We start from the raw sequence: 19,810 nt of genomic DNA on the forward strand, positions 1-19,810 counted from the left end.
CGTCTTTCGGTTGACTTTCAATTGCTCGGCCAAAGCCTCTTTTTCACTTTGCAGGAGGCAATAAGCATCTTCCTTGTCTTTCAAAAGATTCATCAATTCCGATAACTGCCCGCGCAGAAGCGTGGACGCTTCATTGGCGGCAAGTTGGCTCTCTGTCATCCTGTCCAATTTATCCATCAAAGAATCAATGCGTTCCCGATCGGATTTTTGGGAACTCATTAACTCTATTATCAGTTTGGACTTTTCTTCTGTTGTCATATCCGAATAGGGATCAAACCAAGGCTCCGGAGTGATTTCCCGAAGCTCAAGGTTGCGCGAAGCGGTTAATATTTTATCTCTTTCCTGTTGATCCATATCCCTTTTTTATACTCTATAAATGTACGAAAAATAGATATACAAACCAACATAAAACGAACTTATTTATCTGACATTTAACTCTTTAACAATAGGGCTTTCAAGTAACAAGACTACATCTTTCCAACTTATGGAATAGAACGTCCGGTCACCTTCATAAACGACTTTCATGAACCGATAATTCGATGTGAATTTCTTTTCATACAAGCTGTAAGACCGCCGGTCATAACTGAACAGGCGTATTTTCCGAAAATCCTTTGACATGACAATGAACACATCACCATCTTCAGGCTCCTGATTGAGTTGCTGATGGATGATGGACAATACACGCTCATACTTGCAACGCATATCATGAAAATCACGCAAATAATAGAATCTGTTCAGACCGTTTATACTCAGCATAAAACCTCCAAATTCCCTACCAGGCGCTTCAAGCCCTCGAAGTCTAAATTGCCTTGCTGAATATGTATCCCGTTGCTCATGCGGATATCCACCATGATGCGGACAGAATCCGCCATCACTTTTTGCTCCGGAGGAGCTTCCTCCATAACAGACTGCTCCGCAGAAGGACGACCGTCCACTTGGACAGGTACTAATCTGTGACGAGTATCCTTGTACCATTTTTCAAACAGGTTATACGGAACTTTATTTCTATTACAGAAAGATAAAATGGATTCACCACTGGGTAGCGCTTCCGCCTTATAGCGGATAAAGAGCCGTTCGAAATCATTGCTGCTATACATCGTATTACTTTTTTAATTACAGCAACGAAGATCAGCATTTGTTTTTAAATTTTAAAGACGTCATTTTTGGACGCTAACTTTTTTTATTGACATTACCTAATTATAGAATATTTAATAATATCATCTCCCTGTTTTCTAATTATTCCCGTTTTTAATAATTTTGCAGGATTTCCTCCTAATAATGAATATTTAGGTATTTCATACTTTTTGTTCAAAAGAGAATTTGCCCCTACAATACAATGATCTGGAGTCTCTGTACCTTTTAATATAATACTTTTAAACGCAAACCAATTGTTACAACCGATTCTTATGCTAGCATAAGATTTTAAATTTTCTCCCACAATAGATTTAAGTTGATGAAAATCAGTATCAATAAAAGTATTTTCCCATCCGACTAGTACATTATCTTTAAATTCAATATTATAATAAGAAGCCAATTTAAAAGCTGCAGTAGCTGTGAAATCTTTACCAAAAGATACTATCCCTGTTTTTCCTATTGATATAGCAGATGCATTTCCAATATAACAATGTCCATAAAATATACAATTACCTCCATGATTCTCCCATACAATGCCAGTACTAGGATATAAAGACACCATATTAAATCCTAAACGTATCATTCCAAATGATATATTATCTGCGTTAATAATAACTCTTCCTTTTAGTCTTAGGTAACATGGCTTATATAAAAGTATTGGAAGTAAAATTGCCTGTCTAAAAGGCAAATAATGAAAATTGAAATATATTGAAGAAAATATCGCATAAATCAATTCCCTCTTTTTCTTGCTTAATAGATTCATCACAATTCTTTTAATTATGAACTAATAATTATAATTGATTAATTAAATCTTACTAAAGACAAAATTAAGACTCATTATGTATATAAATGAAAATATCATTTAGATGTTCATTGACTATAAAGCTTTTATTTTATTTATACATTACCCAATCTTCTCAATCAAAGACGGATGAATAAAAGCAGAGCCTACAGCCATGATTCCTTGAATGGAGACAACAACACGGCGGTCGCCTTTGATACGGATCAGATTACCTTCTACCCCTTTGAGTATTCCACCGGTAATGCGTACACGATCGCCTTTCTTCAGTTGAACTTCCACAGGATCCAGAAAAACAAGTTGTTCGTCCATAGTAGCTGTTACTGCTATGAAGTCTGCCATTTGACTATCGGGAACAATAATAGGGCTTTGTGTTTCCCTATCCATGATATAGCGCATGGGGAACTTATATTCCATCTGCTGCTTTATCTCATCTAACCGGATACGGGAGGTGTGAACAAAGATCAGATTATGGACTACCGGGACTAATTTACGACGTTCTTTGCCCTGGTAGGTAATCTTTTCATAATGCATCGGAACATAACATTCTACGGAAATGGAGTCCAAATATTCTTTCAAAGCCAGTTCACGGCTATAGGTAATGCGCATGGCATACCAAACGACGTCAGTACGCTTTACCATCTCATTTATTCGACTTTATAATTGATTTTATTTCTAAAAAGGTCATTTTCGGGGGACACCAGAAATTGTAAATCCCTGATTAATAAAAGTATATAATTTCAAACAACTATTATAAACTTTCCTGTCAAATCCCGGTCAACTATCCCAGAAGAAAGAGATTTAACGCTGCAAAAGTAGGCATATAAGTCTAATTGCGCAATAAAAAAACAAATATTTTTCCTTATTTTTTTGTTACAAGTATAAATCCTATCGAATGGCTTCCCGAATTTATATCCTATTCATAAGTTAATCTAATATTTTACAAGCATTTAGAGGCAATGTTATTTCAAAACAAGAACCTTTCCCTACTTCCGATATTACATCTATATGCCCCATAAACCTATTAATAATGGTTTCACAAATAGGAAGCCCTAATCCTGTTCCCGGCTTAAAACTATCCACTTTATAGAAACGTTCAAAAATATGTTCCACATCCTCGCGCTTCATACCTTCTCCGGTATCTTGAACAAATATCACAACAGAATCAGTATCATGCGATTTTATTCCGAATTTTACATATCCTTTGGTCGTGAATTTCCTTGCATTGTTTATGAGATTGTTTATCACTTGTTTGAAACGCATGGCATCGGTGATAATCGATACTTCTTCAGAAGGTAATTCCAGCTTTAAATCGATATCAGAAGAGAAATTCAAACTTTGACATTGAAAAATATCCGCCATCAAACCGTTTATAGATTCTTTGGAGAAAGTGTATTGCATAGCTCCGGATTCGATTCTGGAGAGATCAAGAATATCGTTGATTAAGACCAAAAGATGTTCATTATTACTATTTATCAATCGGATAAATTCATCACGTTCCTCTTGCGATAGTTCCTCATAAGCACTGCTCAGCACATTGGAAAAGCCCACAATGGCATTAAGCGGAGTGCGTATTTCATGACTCATGTTAGCAATAAATGCACTTTTCAATTTATCACTTTCCTCTGCTTTTTTACGGGCGTTGATAAGAATAGCCTCCGTATCTTTATGTGCTTGTATACTTGTACATATTCCCACCAACCGATAAGGAAGTCCGGATAACTTGCCGATATAAGTAGATTGACCCTCAAACCATTCCCATCTTCCGTCACCACGAAGTATCTGGAAAGGAACGGGATCTTCATAGATATCCTCACCACTGAATTGGATTTCAAATGCATCCGCCAGCTTTTGTCTGTCATCCGGATGAACAAGATTAGTGTACTGCTCCATCGTTAATGTATTACCCGGTCCTTTAGGTATACCTAAATAATCAAAATAACGCGGGTCAAGCACAAATACACCATTCTCTATATCAAGAAACCAAGTATAAATTTTTGTACGCACAAGAGCGGTATTCAAGATATACTCCCGAGTTAATTCATTTGTGATATTACGGAAATAAAAGATATATCCTTCTAAATTATCATCATAAAATAAAGGGGATAAACAACCTGATATCGGGAAAATATTATTTGTAATCTTATTCAATATAAACGCCCCTTTCGGTAACATCACATCTTTACCGGTTTTTAGCACTTCCTCTTTCAGCTGTTTAAAAATATCCTTATCTTCCTCTTTCAAAAGAAGTAATTCAGTAAAATTTAAAGCTAAAATATCATTCTCACTCAATGAGCCGATAATGTTCAACTCACCCCTAACTCGTTGATTAATAAACATGATTCTATCTGCCAAATCAATAATTATAATCCCATTAGGAATTCTATTCAGAACACCATCTGATTGAGCGATATGCTGTTTTAAGGTCATTTTATTATGATAATATTTATTTTTTAAGCAAATACAATTATTGTATCACAATTATTTCATCACCTATTTTAATAAACTTCTATTTAAAATAGCCGCCGCTATATTCTTTCCATTAAAGAATAATCAATCTATTAAAATAATGAAGAAAAAGAGTTGTGACAAATGTACAAACCTTTTTTTGAATAAGCGAAATTTTGAGTATTTTTTTATAAAGAAATGAAAGTATCCGAAAAGATATAATGACCTGCTTTTGAATTATTATCTGATTTTACTACGATTGGTTATTTCTGAAAAAGAAAGATTAATATAAAACGAGAAGCTACTTTCCCGTTGCAGACTAGAATGTGCCTTTTGTCCATCATATCGTAATCCTGCGGAGAAAGTGCTTCCCTGCATGACGGGTACTCCGAATCCTGCAGTCACAGAGTAGTTGATTGTATTGTGATGCTTGATTACAACGTATGAGTTACCTACATTTGCCCCTATCATCCAATGCCAGGGATTACGCCAGATATCTCCTGTCAACCATTCCAATCCGATCGAGGCACGATGTTGGTTACGATAACTGATGGTTGAATAATCACTTTCCATTTTGTCCCATTGCAAATATTTATACTCGGCAGAAACCGTCCATCTCCTACTACCTAACGTTGTACCAAAGCCTATATATTGCGGTAAATACTTCTTTCCGAATCTAACATCCTCTACTATTTCACTACTACTGGAGGTATTACTCACTGTCATTTCATTATCCTGATATAGCTTCTGATGATAACCATACACCAGTCCGAAGTATAGATTTGTATACTTACGTATAGGTATTGTATATTGCATTCCAAAATCCGCATAAAACGCCCGCATACTACTTTCTTCCGTTATGCTTGCTCCGCTCTGCGTTTCACTATAGGTTATATCTCCCAAAATCGCAGAGAGATTGGCTCCCAATGAAAACCTGCCCAACTTTATTGCCTGACCTAAATTAACTCGATAAAGTCCTCCAGTTCCTTCAAAATAAGATGAAAGACTACTGCCGTCCGTACCTTCGACATTTTGTTCCATCGTAACGGCATACCCCACACTGCTCACAGGAGTAACTCCCAAAGCCATGTACCAATACGGCAATACACGGCAACCCAATGCCAAATTGGTAACATTTCCTACTACGGAAGTATTCTTCGCTCCTGACTGTATATAGCTTTTCACTGCAGCCATCCCTCCTACCTCATACACCAAACGACATGAATCTACCCCTGTAAGGCCTGCCGGGTTAATCATATTCAGATAATTACCCGAACGCATGGCGATGCTTACACCTCCCATACCTGCATATTTACCGGATTCACCTGTCGTTATATCTCCTATACCAAACATAGAGACGGGAGAATTAGTCGTGTTCTGAGCTGAAATGCTACAAACACCTCCAAGAAATAAGAAAAGAATAAGTTGCTTATGATTCATCAGATAATTATTTATTGTATATTTTAATAAGGAGAGATAGTTTTACGGGACTTTCCGGATGTTCCATATCTCCCAAAAGTACACTCTGAAATGAGGTATTGATTTTACTCTCCGGTATCACAAGTTGCAAATTCTTTCTATTGATACCTATGGCACCGAGATTAGATTGCATAAAAGAGGTAATGTCAAAGCTATAATAGGTGTTTTGATGTAACAATTCATCTACTACCAGATTACCATGTTGGATGGATGTTCCTAAAACATCCGTCACTTCTTCTATATTCATATTATTCTCATCCGATGTATATAGAGAAAGGGAATCCGGCAAAGATACCATACCACCATACGTACCTTTTACCGGATAAAGATAAAGCCGGGCCGATTCTATTGTGACAAGTTCTCCTTCTTCCTGCAAATTATTGAGGTAAGGAAATTCGATTTTTGTGTATAACCCGGTCATACCTTGAAGATAAACTTTGTTTCCTGTTTCCGAAGAGAGAGTTTCAACCTTATTTCCTACTACCTGATTTAATAATGTACCGCTACGATCACATTTAGTCTGCACAAAATGCTTTGTACTGCTTGGTGTGAACGACAAAACTTTCTCTACCGAAGTCTCCGCAACCTGATGATAATAGATTTTAATGCAAAAAGATGAATCGGATACAGAAAATCCCATCAGATTTGAATTGTAATCTTCACCACTCGTAAAAACTATTCCGGGAAAAGAGTTACGGAAATTATCCTGGGAATCCAGAACCGTATTCTTTTCTAATATTGCATTAAACCATTCAAGTCCGAAGTCATCCGGCAAACGGGCTTCAACTGCATAGCCTTCTTTAGGATGTATGCGCATTGCCACCGTAGAGAAAGGTGATTCGTCATATAATAATGATGAAGTATTATACAAATATCCATTATTCAATTCTATTGTTTCTTTAAGCCGATGGAGCCGGAAACGGCAAAGTTGTAATGTATCTCCTAAATATTCTCCGATGGGAAGTACCCTCAATGTGACAGAATCAAACCGATAAATAATGTTCTCATCCGGAGCAAAAGTCTGATAATTATACTCAATATATGAAGCAGCAGACAGCTGCCCCCAGTTATCGTCCGAATACTTTCCTACAAAAGCAACTCCTTCCGATGAAGTATTGACCGAATCCATCAACAATGTACTCATGCGAACGGTACATGTATCAATCACGACATTCCGGAATTTACTTTCCAGCCATTTTCCTCCCAAATCAGAAGATTCATCCCTACATGCCACCAATGAGATAAAGAGAACCAAGAAAAACAATGAACAAATGTATCGATTCATAAAGATTATAAAATAATAAATATGGCACAAAGAAAGGACTCATAGGAATGAATGCCAACTAATATAGATAATACGGACATATTTGACGATAAAGTCTATCGGACAGACTTTTACACGCTGAATAATCTTTTGCAGATAAAACAAAGCTATCCGTCGATAACAATTGCTATGCAAGAAGCATACATCTACTTTTGCTTCATAATAAATCAATATGACTTAAATTATGAATAGAAAATTATTGGCAATTACCTTATTTACAGCATCATTGTATGTGACATCATGTACCGAAGACGATGATTATACATATGGTGTATGGGAACGTCGGTCGGACTTTGACGGTGTAGCGAGAAGTGATGCCGCCGGTTTTATGATAGATGGCAACGGATATGTATGCTGTGGCTATGACGGTAAATACCGTTTGAACGATTTATGGGAATATAATATAGATGGAGACTACTGGACACAACGTGCCAGTCTGCCGGAATCTGCCAAGTGTAATTCCGGAGTAGGGTTCTCAATAAACGGAAAAGGATACATAACCACCGGATATGACGGCAGTAACTATCTTGCTGCTACATGGGAATATGACCCGACTATTAATGAATGGAAGTCAAAAGATGATTTCCCAAAAGCCCGTTACAAAGCGTTGGCTTTTGCTATTGGGAATTATGGATATGTAGGAACCGGATACGATGGAAATTATCAGAAGGATTTCTATCGCTTTGACCCTTCTGCTCCATCCGGCAGTCAATGGAGTATTATGAACGGATATGGAGGACAAAAACGAATGTCGGGTTCTGCATCTGTTATCGACGAAAAAGCCTATATCTTCTGTGGAATCAATAACGGAAGCTATCCTGATGATTTGTACTGTTATGATCCGTCGACCGATACGTGGACCAAAAAACGTGACATCTCGGATAGCAGTGATGACGATTACGATGATGATTATACAAGTATTACCCGTTCAGGTGCCGTATGTATGGTCATAGACGGGAAGATGTATCTTGCAACAGGAGAATCCGGTTCATTACTTTCTACTTACTGGGTATATGATCCTGAAACGGATTTATGGAATAATGATGATTTCACACTCTTTGAAGGTTCGGCACGGACAGCAGCCATAGGTTTCTCCAACGGTAAACGTGGTTTTATTGTAACCGGACGTAGTAGTTCTTATTATTTTGACGATAATTGGGAGTTATTGCCTTATGAGATTGAAGAGGATTAAAAAAGAGATTTTGCAGATAAGTACCTTGTTTATTCTGTCTATTATACTTATAGGATATATAGTGGATATTTCTACTCCCATGTATCACCTTGAAATTATAAAAACAGAGGAAAACGGATATGGGTATAGGATTTTACATAAGAATAAAGTCATTATCTACCAGCCCTATATTCCTGCTATCAATGAGAAAAAGACTTTTTCGAGTGAAAAAGCAGCCCTGTCGGTAGGTCAACTTGTTTTAAGAAAACTGAGAGAAGGAGAAAATATCTCTATCACAACAGAAGAATTGCATAAAATAGGGATATAAATTATAGAAAAACATTTATAATAAACAAGAAAAAGTCTATTCGCCGATAAATTAAATATATTCGTCGATAAACGCTTGCATAATTAAAACATTTAATTTATCTTTGCCACATAGTTCAAAAGAACTGGTTTTAGTTTGGAGTTGTGAAACTCAATATAGAATAGTTTAGTTAAGTCTAGTTTAGTTTTTGTGTTGAATAGGGAGCCTGCAAGAGAGCAGTAGCTCCCTATTTTTATTGTATCTGACATACAAAAAGAGACCGTTAACAAACAGCCTCCTTTCAATTTACAAAAATGATATTTTACTCAACAATTACAACACGATTCAAAGAAGACGGCTCAAACATACTGGATACGCCACCTTTAGCCTCTATCTTCAATTGTTTTGCATCTACTCCATAGTCATTTACTAACATATTATATACACTTTCTGCACGCTTCTGTGTCAGCTCCTGATTAAAACTTGCAGAACCTGTTGAATTATCAGCATAACCGGTAATCGTAAATTGTTTATCCGGATTTGATTTAATTTGTTCGGCAATATATTCAATGTTTACTTTTTCTCTCGGAGAAATACTATACTCATTAATAGTAAAGAATATAGCTCTAGGAGATGAAGAAGCTACTTGTACCGGCTTTATTACTTCTTCTTTCACTATTTCCGGCTTCTTATTTTTTTCTTTTGCCAGTTCCGCTTCTAGCTCTTTATTCCTAGCTATCTGTTCATTCAATTTATTACGAATAGCATCCATTTCTTCAGAAGAAAGACCTGTCGTTTTTACGATAGCTTTCTTAAATCCTCTTTGTTTAAATCTATAAGTAAATCCTGCCGTTACACTAATAACAGCATCCATTTTCTTGCCTTCAGTCTTACTGTCAAAATCATCACGCATCATTAATGCACTGGCTTCCAAATTAAAATCCCATGCTTTTGACAAACGGAATTTATTTATATATCCTAAATTCAAACCGAAAAACAACTTTTTAAAACCGTAAACGTCTTCATTATAACGATGCACTAAACCAAAGCCTAAATATGGAATAGCATTATAAACACGATCTTCTTTATAACCACAGAACATATTCGTTAAATTGAACATAATATCACCGTGCAGATTCATATAATTGATCTTTTCTTTATACAAACCTTTTGAATCCGGCGTTCCCTTTATATAACCACCATTCCCATAACTGAATCCTTTAGCATTCAATCCGTTATACTGTAATCTTAATCCTAATCCGGGTGTAAACCATTTACCTACACCAACATTTATTGCCGGGGAAATACGTTTTCCGAATTTGCCTTTTTCATCATCATCTCCAAACATGACCTGTGCCCCAGCACCGGCAGTTATGAACCAATTATCCCAAAATTTATTTGTAATAACTCTATACTTATCATTTTCTATAGAGTTATCAACTTTTTCTTCTTGGGAATTTTGTCCGTGAGATAATAATGGCATAAATAACAATGCCATTATAATTAATGTACCTTTTTTCATCTTGATATTCTTTTATTTCTTCAACAAATGTAACTATAACAGGTAAAAGATTTTAATTTTAAGGAAATATTCTTGAAAATTAAAGTTTTATATTACATAGTAAGCATATAGTTATATCATTTTTTCACAAAACATAGATAATTAAGCATTTAGATATAAAAAAAGGATTCATTAATTACAAATAAATTTCTATTATTGCATAAAAATAGAGATCTGATTAAACGTAAAATATGGAATACATCTCTATTTATATTATTAATAATTTATTACACAGAAAGTAAATCAATTTATCAATCATTTAAATTAAAAAGTTTTAAGAATAGACAGGAAATTTTTACTTGTAAAAAAAACTTAATATCCATAAAAATAATAAGTTGTTCCAAAATAGCAGAAAACTATCTTGAAACAACTTATCTATTTTATGCCTATCAATCTCTATTTCAACACAATATCCGTATACAAACGAGCATCACGGGCATTCTCCAACACATACCCCGCCGGATAAAGCTCTGCAGTTCCTTCTTCCAATACTTTACGGATAATATCAGCTTTATCTTGTCCGGTGACAAAGAACCATGTATGCAATGCTTTTATCAATGGCTGACCTGTCAAAGCGATACGGTGTTGCCCGTTATAGGGATTCACACTGACAGAATAGGGTTCGGAACAAAACAACAAACTCTTTTGGCCAGGAAAGATAGAGGAGGTATGACCATCCGATCCGATACCCAAAAAGATAATATCAAATTCCGGAATACCCTCATTCAAACGCAAGGATGATTTTATCAATGCAGAATATTGCATTGCTTCTTCGTGCGGCTCGTTTTCTCCAATGATACGATGAATTTGAGTGGAGTTTACCGGAACACGACTAAAAAGTAAATGTTTCGCCATACCATAATTACTATCCGGACTTTCAGGCGATACACAACGTTCGTCCACCCAATAGAAATGCAAACGTTCCCATGGAGTGAGGTCTGTAAACTCATTTGCCCAAATATCAAATAATAATGCCGGAGTAGAACCTCCGGATAGGGCTATCCGGAATATTTTATCCGGTTCTTGCCGCATCTCTTTAAGCAAAGCTCCTATCAAGGCACGAGCGGCTTCCGACGCTTGAGAATAATATTCGGTTATCATAATTCGCAATATAAATCTGTTTTAGTTAAGTTCTTACAAGGATTTGTCCATTGAGCACCATGTTCTTCCATCATGGCATCAGACTCCTGAGGTCCCCATGTTCCGGCCGGATAACCGTAAAGCGGTGCATGAGGATTCTCTTTCCAGTATTTCAATACAGGATCGAAGAATTTCCAACTGGCTTCTACCGCATCACTTCGTGTAAACAAAGTAGGATCACCCAGCATACAATCTTCTATCAGACGAGCATAAGCATCTTCCGTAGGAAGTTCACCGAGACTGCTGTAGCTGAAATCCATATCTACCTGTTTAACTTCAAAACCCGAGCCGGGTACTTTCATCGCAAAACGCAAAGCTATACCTTCATTGGGCTGGATTCGGATAACCAATCGATCACTTACCGGACAATTACCTCCAGCACATTTAAACATATGATAAGGTGCTTGCTTGAAGTGAATGACTATTTCAGTTACTTTCGTAGGCATCTGCTTACCGGTGCGAATATAGAACGGAACGTCACTCCAACGCCAATTACCCACACCCAACTTCATCGCCACATACGTCTCCGTACGAGACTCCGGATTCACATTATCTTCTTCTCGGTAAGCTTTTCTCCCTTCGGATTCGGTGTACTGTCCACGAACAATGTGTTCTTTCATATCCACCTCATTCAGAGGGACAAGTGCCTGATATACTTTCAATACCTCATTTCGGAAGCTATCCGCATTAAATTCAGTAGGCGGTTCCATAGCTGTAACGGCAAGTAGCTGGATAAGATGGTTCTGCACCATATCACGCAATGTACCTGTCCCGTCAAAGAAGCCGCCACGTTCTTCAATTCCTAAATTCTCCACCGCTGTAATCTCTACATAATCTATGTAATTACGATTCCAAATAGGTTCGAAAATACTATTAGCAAAACGCAACGCCAATATGTTTTGTACCGTCTCCTTACCAAGGAAATGGTCTATACGGAATATCTGGTCTTCTTCAAAAGCAGTACGATAGATTCTAGTAAGCTCACGCGCCGACTCCAAATCATATCCGAAAGGTTTCTCTACAATGATACGTTTGAATCCTTCTTTCTCTCCGCTCTTGTTCAATCCCACTTTTTTCAGATGTTGAGGTATAACCCCATATAATGAAGGAGGTGTAGCCAAATAATAAAGATAATTACCCGGATTCTTTATTTCCGCATCCAGCTTATGCAGACGTGGTTCAAGCAACTTATAATCTTCCTGTTTGGAAGGATCCATCGACTGATAATGAAGTAACTTGATAAAATCGTCCAAAACCTTCTCGTCCACTTCTTCCGGTTTAATAAAATGTAGAAGCTGTTCGTGCATAAAAGTACGAAAAGTATCGTCATCATACTTCGTTCGTCCTATGCCAAGAACCGAGAAACGTTCCGGGGTACGATGATTCTTATATAATATATATAGTGCAGGCATCAGTTTTCTCTTCGTAAGATCTCCCGATGCACCGAATATCACCATTACCAATGATTTTGGTTTATTCATATTCTCTCTCTCCCTTTATGCGTTATAAGTTCCTGATTTCGTATTACCTCCATGTCCTGTCCAATTCTCATGGAAGAACTTGCCCCTCTCCTCGTCTACCCGTTCAAAGGTGTGCGCACCGAAGTAATCCCGTTGTGCCTGAATAAGATTGGCCGGCAGACGGTCGGTAGTCAGCGAATAGAAATAGTTCAAAGCAGAAGCAAAAGCAGGTGATGCTATTTCCTCTTTAGCAGCAATAGCCACCAGTTTTTTCCAATAAGGTAAAGCTTCTTTCATTTCATCTTCAAAATGAGGAGCCAAAAGCAAATGCGATAAATTTGCGTCTTGTTCGAATGCTTTCGCTATATCATCGAGGAATGCCGAGCGAATAATACATCCCGCGCGCCACAAACGAGCAATAGTAGCGAGATTCAAATTCCAGTCATATACTTCGGAGGCTTTTTTCATCACACCGAATCCTTGTGCATAAGAGACCAACTTGGATGCATAAAGCGTTTGACGAATCTCTTCCACCAATTCCTCTTTATCATAAACGCTCTCTGAATTTCTTTTTGGATAAGCTCTTGCAGCCTGCTCACGAAGTTCTTTTTCTCCGGATAAGTTACGTTCGAATACGGCTGTGGCGATAAGTTCCAAAGGCATAGCCAGTTCCAAAGCATTAATGACCGACCATTTACCCGTACCTTTCTGTCCTGCCACATCCAGAATACGGTCAAGCAGATATTCTCCCGTTACATCCTTATGTTTCAGAATATGTCCGGTGATCTCCACCAAATAACTTTTCAGGTTGCCTTCATTCCAACGAGCAAAAAGATCGCCCATTTCTTCGTTTCCTATTCCCTGTAAACGTTTCAGTAAGAAATAAGCTTCGGATATAAGCTGCATATCACCATACTCTATCCCATTGTGTATCATCTTCACAAAATGACCTGAACCACCGGGACCTACCCAGTCGCAACAAGGAGTACCATCGTCTGCTTTTGCAGCAATGCTTTGCAGGATAGGTTTCACCGTAGGCCATGCTTCTACTGCGCCGCCCGGCATGATAGACGCTCCGTTGAGTGCACCTTCCTCACCACCGGAAACTCCTGCCCCGACAAAATAGAATCCACGTTCGTACATATTCTTCACCCTGCGAGCAGTATCTTCAAAGTTGGAGTTACCACCATCTATCAAGATGTCACCCGGTGAAAGATAAGGAACGACTTTCTCTATCAGTTCATCCACCGCACTTCCGGCACGTACCATCATCATCACCACACGCGGTGTCTCAAGCGTATCCACAAAATCCTCCAATGTTTCGCAACCTATAATATTTTTACCTTTGGCACGACCCTCTACAAAGCGATCCACCACGCCTTCTTCTACTCCGAGAACCGTACGATTCCATACAGATACCTGCCATCCGTTACGTTCCATATTCAAGGCAAGGTTCTCGCCCATCACTGCAAGTCCTATCAGACCTATATTCGATTTCTTATTCATAATGCGTTTTATTTTATCTTGAAACAAAGATAGAGGAATATTTGTTCGATTTAATGAATTCTACCATCGGTTATATTTATCGGCTGATAGATAAACTATAAAAAACATCAAGGTGATTTTCAAAAACACCCTGATGATTTTCAGAAAACATCTAGACGTTTTTAAAAAACATCGAGATGAATTTAATTAATTTATATACATTTGCATTATTCATATAAAACCTTTGCCATGAAAAAAATTCATATCGGATTGTTGCCTAGAATCATTATTGCCATCGCACTCGGCATCTTATTTGGAAATGTTCTTCCCGCGTGGGCTGTACGCATCTTTGTTACTTTCAACGGTATATTCAGCGAATTCCTCAATTTTATCATTCCGCTAATCATCGTGGGATTGGTGACGCCTGCCATCGCAGATATAGGAAAGGGAGCCGGCAAGATGCTTGTAGCCACTGCTTTGATAGCTTACGGAGCAACTCTTTTTTCCGGTTTTCTTTCATATTTCACGGGAGTCACGGTATTTCCGCATCTTATCACGGCGGGAGTTCCATTGGAAGAAGTGAGCGAAGCACATGGTATCCTACCCTATTTTTCGGTTTCCATACCTCCGTTAATGAATGTAATGACAGCACTTATCCTCGCCTTCACACTCGGATTGGGACTGGCAAACTTGAATACCCACACACTGAAAGATGTAGCCAACGATTTTAAAGAAATCATCGTCAAAACGATCAGCGCGGTAATCCTGCCGTTGTTGCCTATCTACATATTCGGTATATTCCTCAATATGACACACTCCGGACAGGTGTATAGTATCCTGATGGTATTTATTAAGATTATCGGTGTCATCTTCCTGATGCATATTTTCCTATTGGTATTCCAATATTGCATAGCGGCATTATTCGTACGGAAGAATCCGTTCAGACTATTATGGAGAATGCTTCCGGCGTACTTCACGGCATTGGGTACACAATCTTCGGCAGCCACCATCCCCGTAACATTGGAACAGAGTAAACGCAACGGGGTGTCTGATGATATTGCAGGATTCGTTGTCCCCTTGTGTGCTACCATCCATCTTTCGGGAAGTACACTGAAAATCGTAGCCTGTGCGCTTGCTTTGATGATGATGCAAGGCATCCCTTATGATTTTCCTTTATTCGCCGGATTCATCTTTATGCTCGGCATCACAATGGTAGCTGCTCCGGGAGTACCGGGTGGAGCTATTATGGCCTCTCTCGGTATATTAAGCTCGATGCTTGGCTTTGACGAATCGGCTCAGGCTTTAATGATTGCACTCTACATCGCCATGGATAGTTTCGGTACGGCTTGTAATGTGACGGGAGACGGAGCTATCGCATTGATTATCGACAAGGTGATGGGAAAGACAAAAAAGCACAGGCAACCTACTTGCTAAACTATTTTTTCAAGTAACCGGCTGCTACCTGATTACTTCTAAAATAAAAATCAAGTGCATGAAAGAAAAACAGCTGTTTTAATTGTTCTACTAAACAAAAGAACAATATGAAAACAGAAGTTGCACTAGGCATAGATGTTGGCGGAACATTCACTAAATTCGGTTTTGTGGACAGAAACGCCAATTATCTGGCAGAAGGTTTTATAGAAACTGCCAAACATGAAGATATACATAGCTATCTACGGGAACTTTGTAAAACCACCCATGAGGTTCTTGCCACCATAGAAGATTCTGTAAAGCTGGTAGGTATCGGTATCGGAGCACCGGATGGGAATTTCTATAAAGGTACTATCGAGTATGCTCCCAACCTGCCTTGGCATGGCATTATTCCTTTTACCGATATGATGGAAGAGTATTACCCGGATCTTCCTATCTATCTGACCAATGACGCCAATGCTGCCGCCATTGGTGAAATGATATACGGAGGAGCAAAAGGGATGAAAGATTTTCTCGTAGTAACATTGGGTACAGGCTTAGGTAGCGGATTCGTCGCTCATGGTAAACTGATTTATGGTCATGACGGTTTTGCCGGAGAGTTAGGCCATGTCATTGTATCGCCAGACGGAAGACAATGCAGTTGCGGACGCAAAGGTTGCCTCGAAACATACGTATCCGCCACAGGTGTAAAACGAAGCGCTTATAAAATGATGGCAAAATACACTTCGCCTAGTCCGTTGAGAGACATACCTTTCAATGAGATGGATGCAAAGATAATCAGCGAAGCAGCCCTTGCCGGAGATGAACTGGCTCGCGCCACTTTTACATATACGGGAGAAATGCTAGGTAAAGCTTTGGCAAATGTAGTAGCCATCACCAGTCCGGAAGCCATCTTTCTGATGGGAGGACTTGCCAAGGCCGGCGATTTACTATTTAAGCCTACAAGGGAAACCATGGAAAAGAATATGATGAAATTATTTAAGAGCAAAGTAAAATTACTCCCTTCCCAATTAGATAAAAATGCCGCTATCTATGGTGCAGCGGCATTAGTATGGGAAGAGAGAATCAACTGATAATTTTATTCCAAATAAAGAATCAATCCTTTTTTAGCCGGGACGGAGAGTATTTCCGAAAGAGAATATTCTCCGGCATCTTGGAAACCTTTTATATACGGAGCTTTGATACGAGCATTCTTTGGAGAGATCTTCAGTCTTTTCCAATCAATGTTCAATCGAATTTCTTTTAACTCGTTTCCATAATTACCAATAGACAACAGTACTCTATCATCTTTCACATAAGATGTAACCTTCACCTCGGTATCTGTAGAAGTAACAATCGGATTGTCTTCCCAAAATCCAACCATATATGCATCCCGGATACCAAAATCATCCCATACTTTCCATACGGGACGAGGATCACATTTGATTCCTTCCGTAAACCACGCATATCTGGAAGTCATGCCGTATTGCATGCCCAGCCACTGATTTCCTCCGGCATGAAGCATATCGCCCATCAATCCGAAAGGAATCCCCGAACTTTCCACCAACCAATTTACCGGTTTCATCTTGTTGTAAACAAATGACTCTCCAAACCATACCTTATTAATATAAGGAAAGAATTCCGCATATTGATTGACCGGTCCTTTTGAAAAGCCGGTGTTAGAATGTAAATCAATGATGCAACCGGGTTTTACTTCATCCATCACACGGCGCATACGTTTCAAAATTCTCCGATCGTAAGCCACATCATCCAGATAAAGGCCGTCAATATCCGCATTCTCTATGATCCATGCAAGTCCTTCTATATAATAATTATACCAACGGGAATTCATATCAGGAGAGGATTGGATAGCAGCATCGGCAACAATTCCATTCACTTCTTTATCCAAAGGATGATACCATTGAGGACGATAACCATCTACAAGATGTTCTCTTAACCACGGATAACCACCACCCTTTCCCGTATCGAATATCTCATTGCCCAAACTCCGTAATGCCCATATTTCGGTAGCAGCACTCGTTAACTCACGAATCGTATAGTATATTTTCACTTTGCATCCTTTTTTATGCCATTTCCGAGTGAAATCCTTCAACTTATCCACACTCAGAAAAGGATAATTAATAAAAGGATTATATTCGTTTGCATGGTGAATATTAATTATCTTTACTCCATCCTCCACATCTGCATCAGTCACTTCCGGTCTGCCTAAACTATGATAATAACGATCGGTAAACTGGCTTTTATAATCAATTTCCTTCACCGGAGTAACAAGCAGCGCAAAATCAAAAATAATGGGTTCATCCTGTTTCAACTGTCTTTCGCCGCTATATATGGTAGCCACGACTTGATGTTTCTGTTTTTCAATTGTGAAACCTCCTTTACCTTCGTTGTACCAACTATCAGGATATGCCGGGTGATAAAGATTCAATAAAGGACCGGTATAAGCACTGCCTCGCAGCTCACAATGTAGTCCGGCATGAGCCGAACCTATCCAAAAACTGTCAAAAGGCCAAAGCCTGTTTTCAATAGGGGCATCCCATGTACCATGATATGATTGAGGTATCTCCTGACCATGCAATCCCATACCTACCACATACTTGGCAACTTTCTCTTTCATCGGTATTTCCATACGGATATCTTTCACATTGATTGCTTGTGTGGGGGTAACTGTATAGATATAATTCATCCATCCGTCGAACTCCAACGTAGCTTTGCAATCTATTTTCAAATCGTTATCAGAAGCGCGCCATTGCCAACTGATTGCATCACCTGTTCCATTATCGAATACAGGTTTGGCTTTTAAGCATTTGATTCCTTCGTTTGTCTCCACAATCAACTTAATGGAAGATGATAAGATTTCATTATTCCATGCTTTTACTTGAAGCGGTAATGGAGTATCTTTACCAATCAGAATATTTCTTCCCAAACATGAAAGTGCATTCTTTTTCATGCCGACAGGGATATAGGGTTTCACCACATCATGATTTATCCCCCTAGTCGAGTTCAACCAACGAAGACGGGAATGACGCCAGATTTCACTGTCGCCACGATCTGCCAAAACAGCTTCATCCACAATTATTGAAACAGGAACGGTGAAAAGCAACTTATCTTTGGAATAGATCTTTATGTCTCCCGTATAAATCCCTGCCGGTTGATCTTCTTTTATATCCACGCCAAACCAAAGCGGTTGAACAGCATGGGAAGATATTTGCAAGTTTATTTTAAACGGACTGCCGTAAGGATTCGTTCCTTCTGTATTAAAACAAGTAATAGCTTGTGACGGAATATGGCAGTCACCATTATTCAAGCCATCAGTTTGATAGGTAATTTCAGGCAAAGGTTGATTTCCATTCCAAAGAGCCAACTGAAAAGCATAATATTCATTGCGTTGAGCTGTTCCTGAAAAAGTAGTTCCGGGTACTACTTTGAGCCATTTATTCGGAATATGGTCAAACATACGAACCGGACAGGAACGGTCTTCCGGAAATATCCAACATAAAGCAGGATGAGTCTGTTGATAAGCCGATTCTTCCGATTTAGTTGCAATCACCTCCATCGGATAGAAACGATCAAACTGTGTTCTTGATTCCACCGCTTCTACAACAGCAGCCGGAATCTCCGTTTTTATTCCGTCCAACTCTCGGAGCCAATTTTGTGCAAGAGATGCTTCTACTGGATAATAATGTCCATGAAATCCTCCCTGACCTTTATAAGGCTCATAGGACAAATAATAGAAATAATAAGTACCTTGTTCTACAGGTCCGAAAAGCAATTTGCAATTTTCATTATCCACCTGCAAACGTTGAACATTGCGAACCGTATCTCCGGTTTGCGCATTGACAATCAGGAAGGCATGTTTCTCCACTTCACGGTCATGACGTCTCCAATGAAAATCCAAGCTGACAACAGGCGAGGTTTGGTCTATTCTAAGCACCGCCCTATGGTTTCCAAACGAATTTTCCCATTGAACATCAGGAACACGATATGTATACTCTTCCTGAGCATTGAGATTCAGAACAATCACTAACCCGACAATAAAAATCCATAATTTCAAATAATGTGTTTTCATTT

At 38.6% G+C, this 19,810-nt stretch carries 16 protein-coding genes and 1 pseudogene; 4 read left to right on the forward strand and 13 right to left on the reverse strand.

Annotation, left to right across the window (positions count from 1 at the left end):
* The 8 genes and pseudogenes from DXB63_RS08630 to DXB63_RS08665 all read right to left on the reverse strand — a co-directional run.
* Positions 1-354 (reverse strand): annotated as a pseudogene (locus tag DXB63_RS08630) (hypothetical protein); the annotation flags it as partial.
* Positions 355-420: 66 nt separating this feature from the next.
* Positions 421-756: an IS66 family insertion sequence element accessory protein TnpB gene (gene tnpB / locus DXB63_RS17930; RefSeq protein ID WP_122126013.1), complete on the reverse strand. Its 336-nt coding sequence runs from the start codon at positions 754-756 to the stop codon at positions 421-423.
* Positions 750-1,097, reverse strand: coding sequence for a hypothetical protein (locus tag DXB63_RS17935; protein ID WP_122126014.1), 348 nt, complete (start codon positions 1,095-1,097; stop codon positions 750-752). The genes tnpB and DXB63_RS17935 overlap by 7 nt, the downstream gene beginning before the upstream one ends.
* A gap of 92 nt (positions 1,098-1,189) precedes the next feature.
* Positions 1,190-1,897, reverse strand: a complete 708-nt coding sequence (locus DXB63_RS08645) for a hypothetical protein (protein ID WP_147332279.1) — start codon at positions 1,895-1,897, stop codon at positions 1,190-1,192.
* 141 nt (positions 1,898-2,038) lie between these two features.
* Entirely contained in the window at positions 2,039-2,575 is a 537-nt protein-coding gene (locus DXB63_RS08650) for a UpxY family transcription antiterminator (protein WP_122126016.1), read from the reverse strand.
* A 285-nt stretch (positions 2,576-2,860) separates the two neighbouring features.
* Positions 2,861-4,363, reverse strand: a complete 1,503-nt coding sequence (locus DXB63_RS08655) for an ATP-binding protein (protein ID WP_122126017.1) — start codon at positions 4,361-4,363, stop codon at positions 2,861-2,863.
* A gap of 258 nt (positions 4,364-4,621) precedes the next feature.
* Entirely contained in the window at positions 4,622-5,821 is a 1,200-nt protein-coding gene (locus DXB63_RS08660; RefSeq protein WP_147332280.1) for a hypothetical protein, read from the reverse strand.
* A gap of 7 nt (positions 5,822-5,828) precedes the next feature.
* Entirely contained in the window at positions 5,829-7,145 is a 1,317-nt protein-coding gene (locus tag DXB63_RS08665) for a DUF4270 family protein (protein ID WP_122126019.1), read from the reverse strand.
* Positions 7,146-7,368: 223 nt separating this feature from the next.
* On the opposite strand from DXB63_RS08665, the gene DXB63_RS08670 reads away from it, so the two are divergent.
* Both DXB63_RS08670 and DXB63_RS08675 read left to right on the forward strand, forming a co-directional pair.
* Positions 7,369-8,376 carry a kelch-like protein gene (locus DXB63_RS08670; RefSeq protein WP_122126020.1) on the forward strand — a complete coding sequence of 336 codons (1,008 nt, stop codon included), beginning with the start codon at positions 7,369-7,371 and terminating at the stop codon, positions 8,374-8,376.
* Positions 8,357-8,683: a DUF4907 domain-containing protein gene (locus DXB63_RS08675; RefSeq protein WP_122126021.1), complete on the forward strand. Its 327-nt coding sequence runs from the start codon at positions 8,357-8,359 to the stop codon at positions 8,681-8,683. The genes DXB63_RS08670 and DXB63_RS08675 overlap by 20 nt, the downstream gene beginning before the upstream one ends.
* 301 nt (positions 8,684-8,984) lie before the next feature.
* On the opposite strand, the gene DXB63_RS08680 is transcribed toward DXB63_RS08675, so the two are convergent.
* From DXB63_RS08680 to gnd, 4 genes are all read right to left on the reverse strand, one after another.
* Positions 8,985-10,184, reverse strand: a complete 1,200-nt coding sequence (locus DXB63_RS08680; protein ID WP_122126022.1) for an OmpA family protein — start codon at positions 10,182-10,184, stop codon at positions 8,985-8,987.
* 435 nt (positions 10,185-10,619) lie between these two features.
* Complete coding sequence (gene pgl, locus DXB63_RS08685; RefSeq protein WP_122126023.1) at positions 10,620-11,324, reverse strand: 6-phosphogluconolactonase; 705 nt, start codon at positions 11,322-11,324, stop codon at positions 10,620-10,622.
* Positions 11,321-12,844, reverse strand: a complete 1,524-nt coding sequence (gene zwf, locus DXB63_RS08690) for a glucose-6-phosphate dehydrogenase (protein WP_122126024.1) — start codon at positions 12,842-12,844, stop codon at positions 11,321-11,323. Before zwf ends, pgl begins: the two co-directional genes overlap by 4 nt.
* A gap of 15 nt (positions 12,845-12,859) precedes the next feature.
* Positions 12,860-14,329: a decarboxylating NADP(+)-dependent phosphogluconate dehydrogenase gene (gene gnd / locus DXB63_RS08695; RefSeq protein ID WP_122126025.1), complete on the reverse strand. Its 1,470-nt coding sequence runs from the start codon at positions 14,327-14,329 to the stop codon at positions 12,860-12,862.
* 228 nt (positions 14,330-14,557) lie between these two features.
* On the opposite strand from gnd, the gene DXB63_RS08700 reads away from it, so the two are divergent.
* Together DXB63_RS08700 and DXB63_RS08705 are read left to right on the forward strand one after the other, a co-directional pair.
* On the forward strand, positions 14,558-15,742 hold the full coding sequence (locus DXB63_RS08700) for a dicarboxylate/amino acid:cation symporter (protein WP_122126026.1): 1,185 nt from the start codon (positions 14,558-14,560) through the stop codon (positions 15,740-15,742).
* Positions 15,743-15,849: 107 nt separating this feature from the next.
* Positions 15,850-16,812 (forward strand): ROK family protein, encoded by a 963-nt coding sequence (locus tag DXB63_RS08705; RefSeq protein ID WP_122126027.1) that lies wholly within the window; start codon positions 15,850-15,852, stop codon positions 16,810-16,812.
* A 5-nt stretch (positions 16,813-16,817) separates the two neighbouring features.
* On the opposite strand, the gene DXB63_RS08710 is transcribed toward DXB63_RS08705, so the two are convergent.
* Positions 16,818-19,808 carry a glycoside hydrolase domain-containing protein gene (locus DXB63_RS08710; protein WP_122126028.1) on the reverse strand — a complete coding sequence of 997 codons (2,991 nt, stop codon included), beginning with the start codon at positions 19,806-19,808 and terminating at the stop codon, positions 16,818-16,820.
* Positions 19,809-19,810 lie beyond the last annotated feature (2 nt).

This window comes from Bacteroides sp. OM05-12 (assembly GCF_003438995.1).
Classification (GTDB): domain Bacteria; phylum Bacteroidota; class Bacteroidia; order Bacteroidales; family Bacteroidaceae; genus Bacteroides.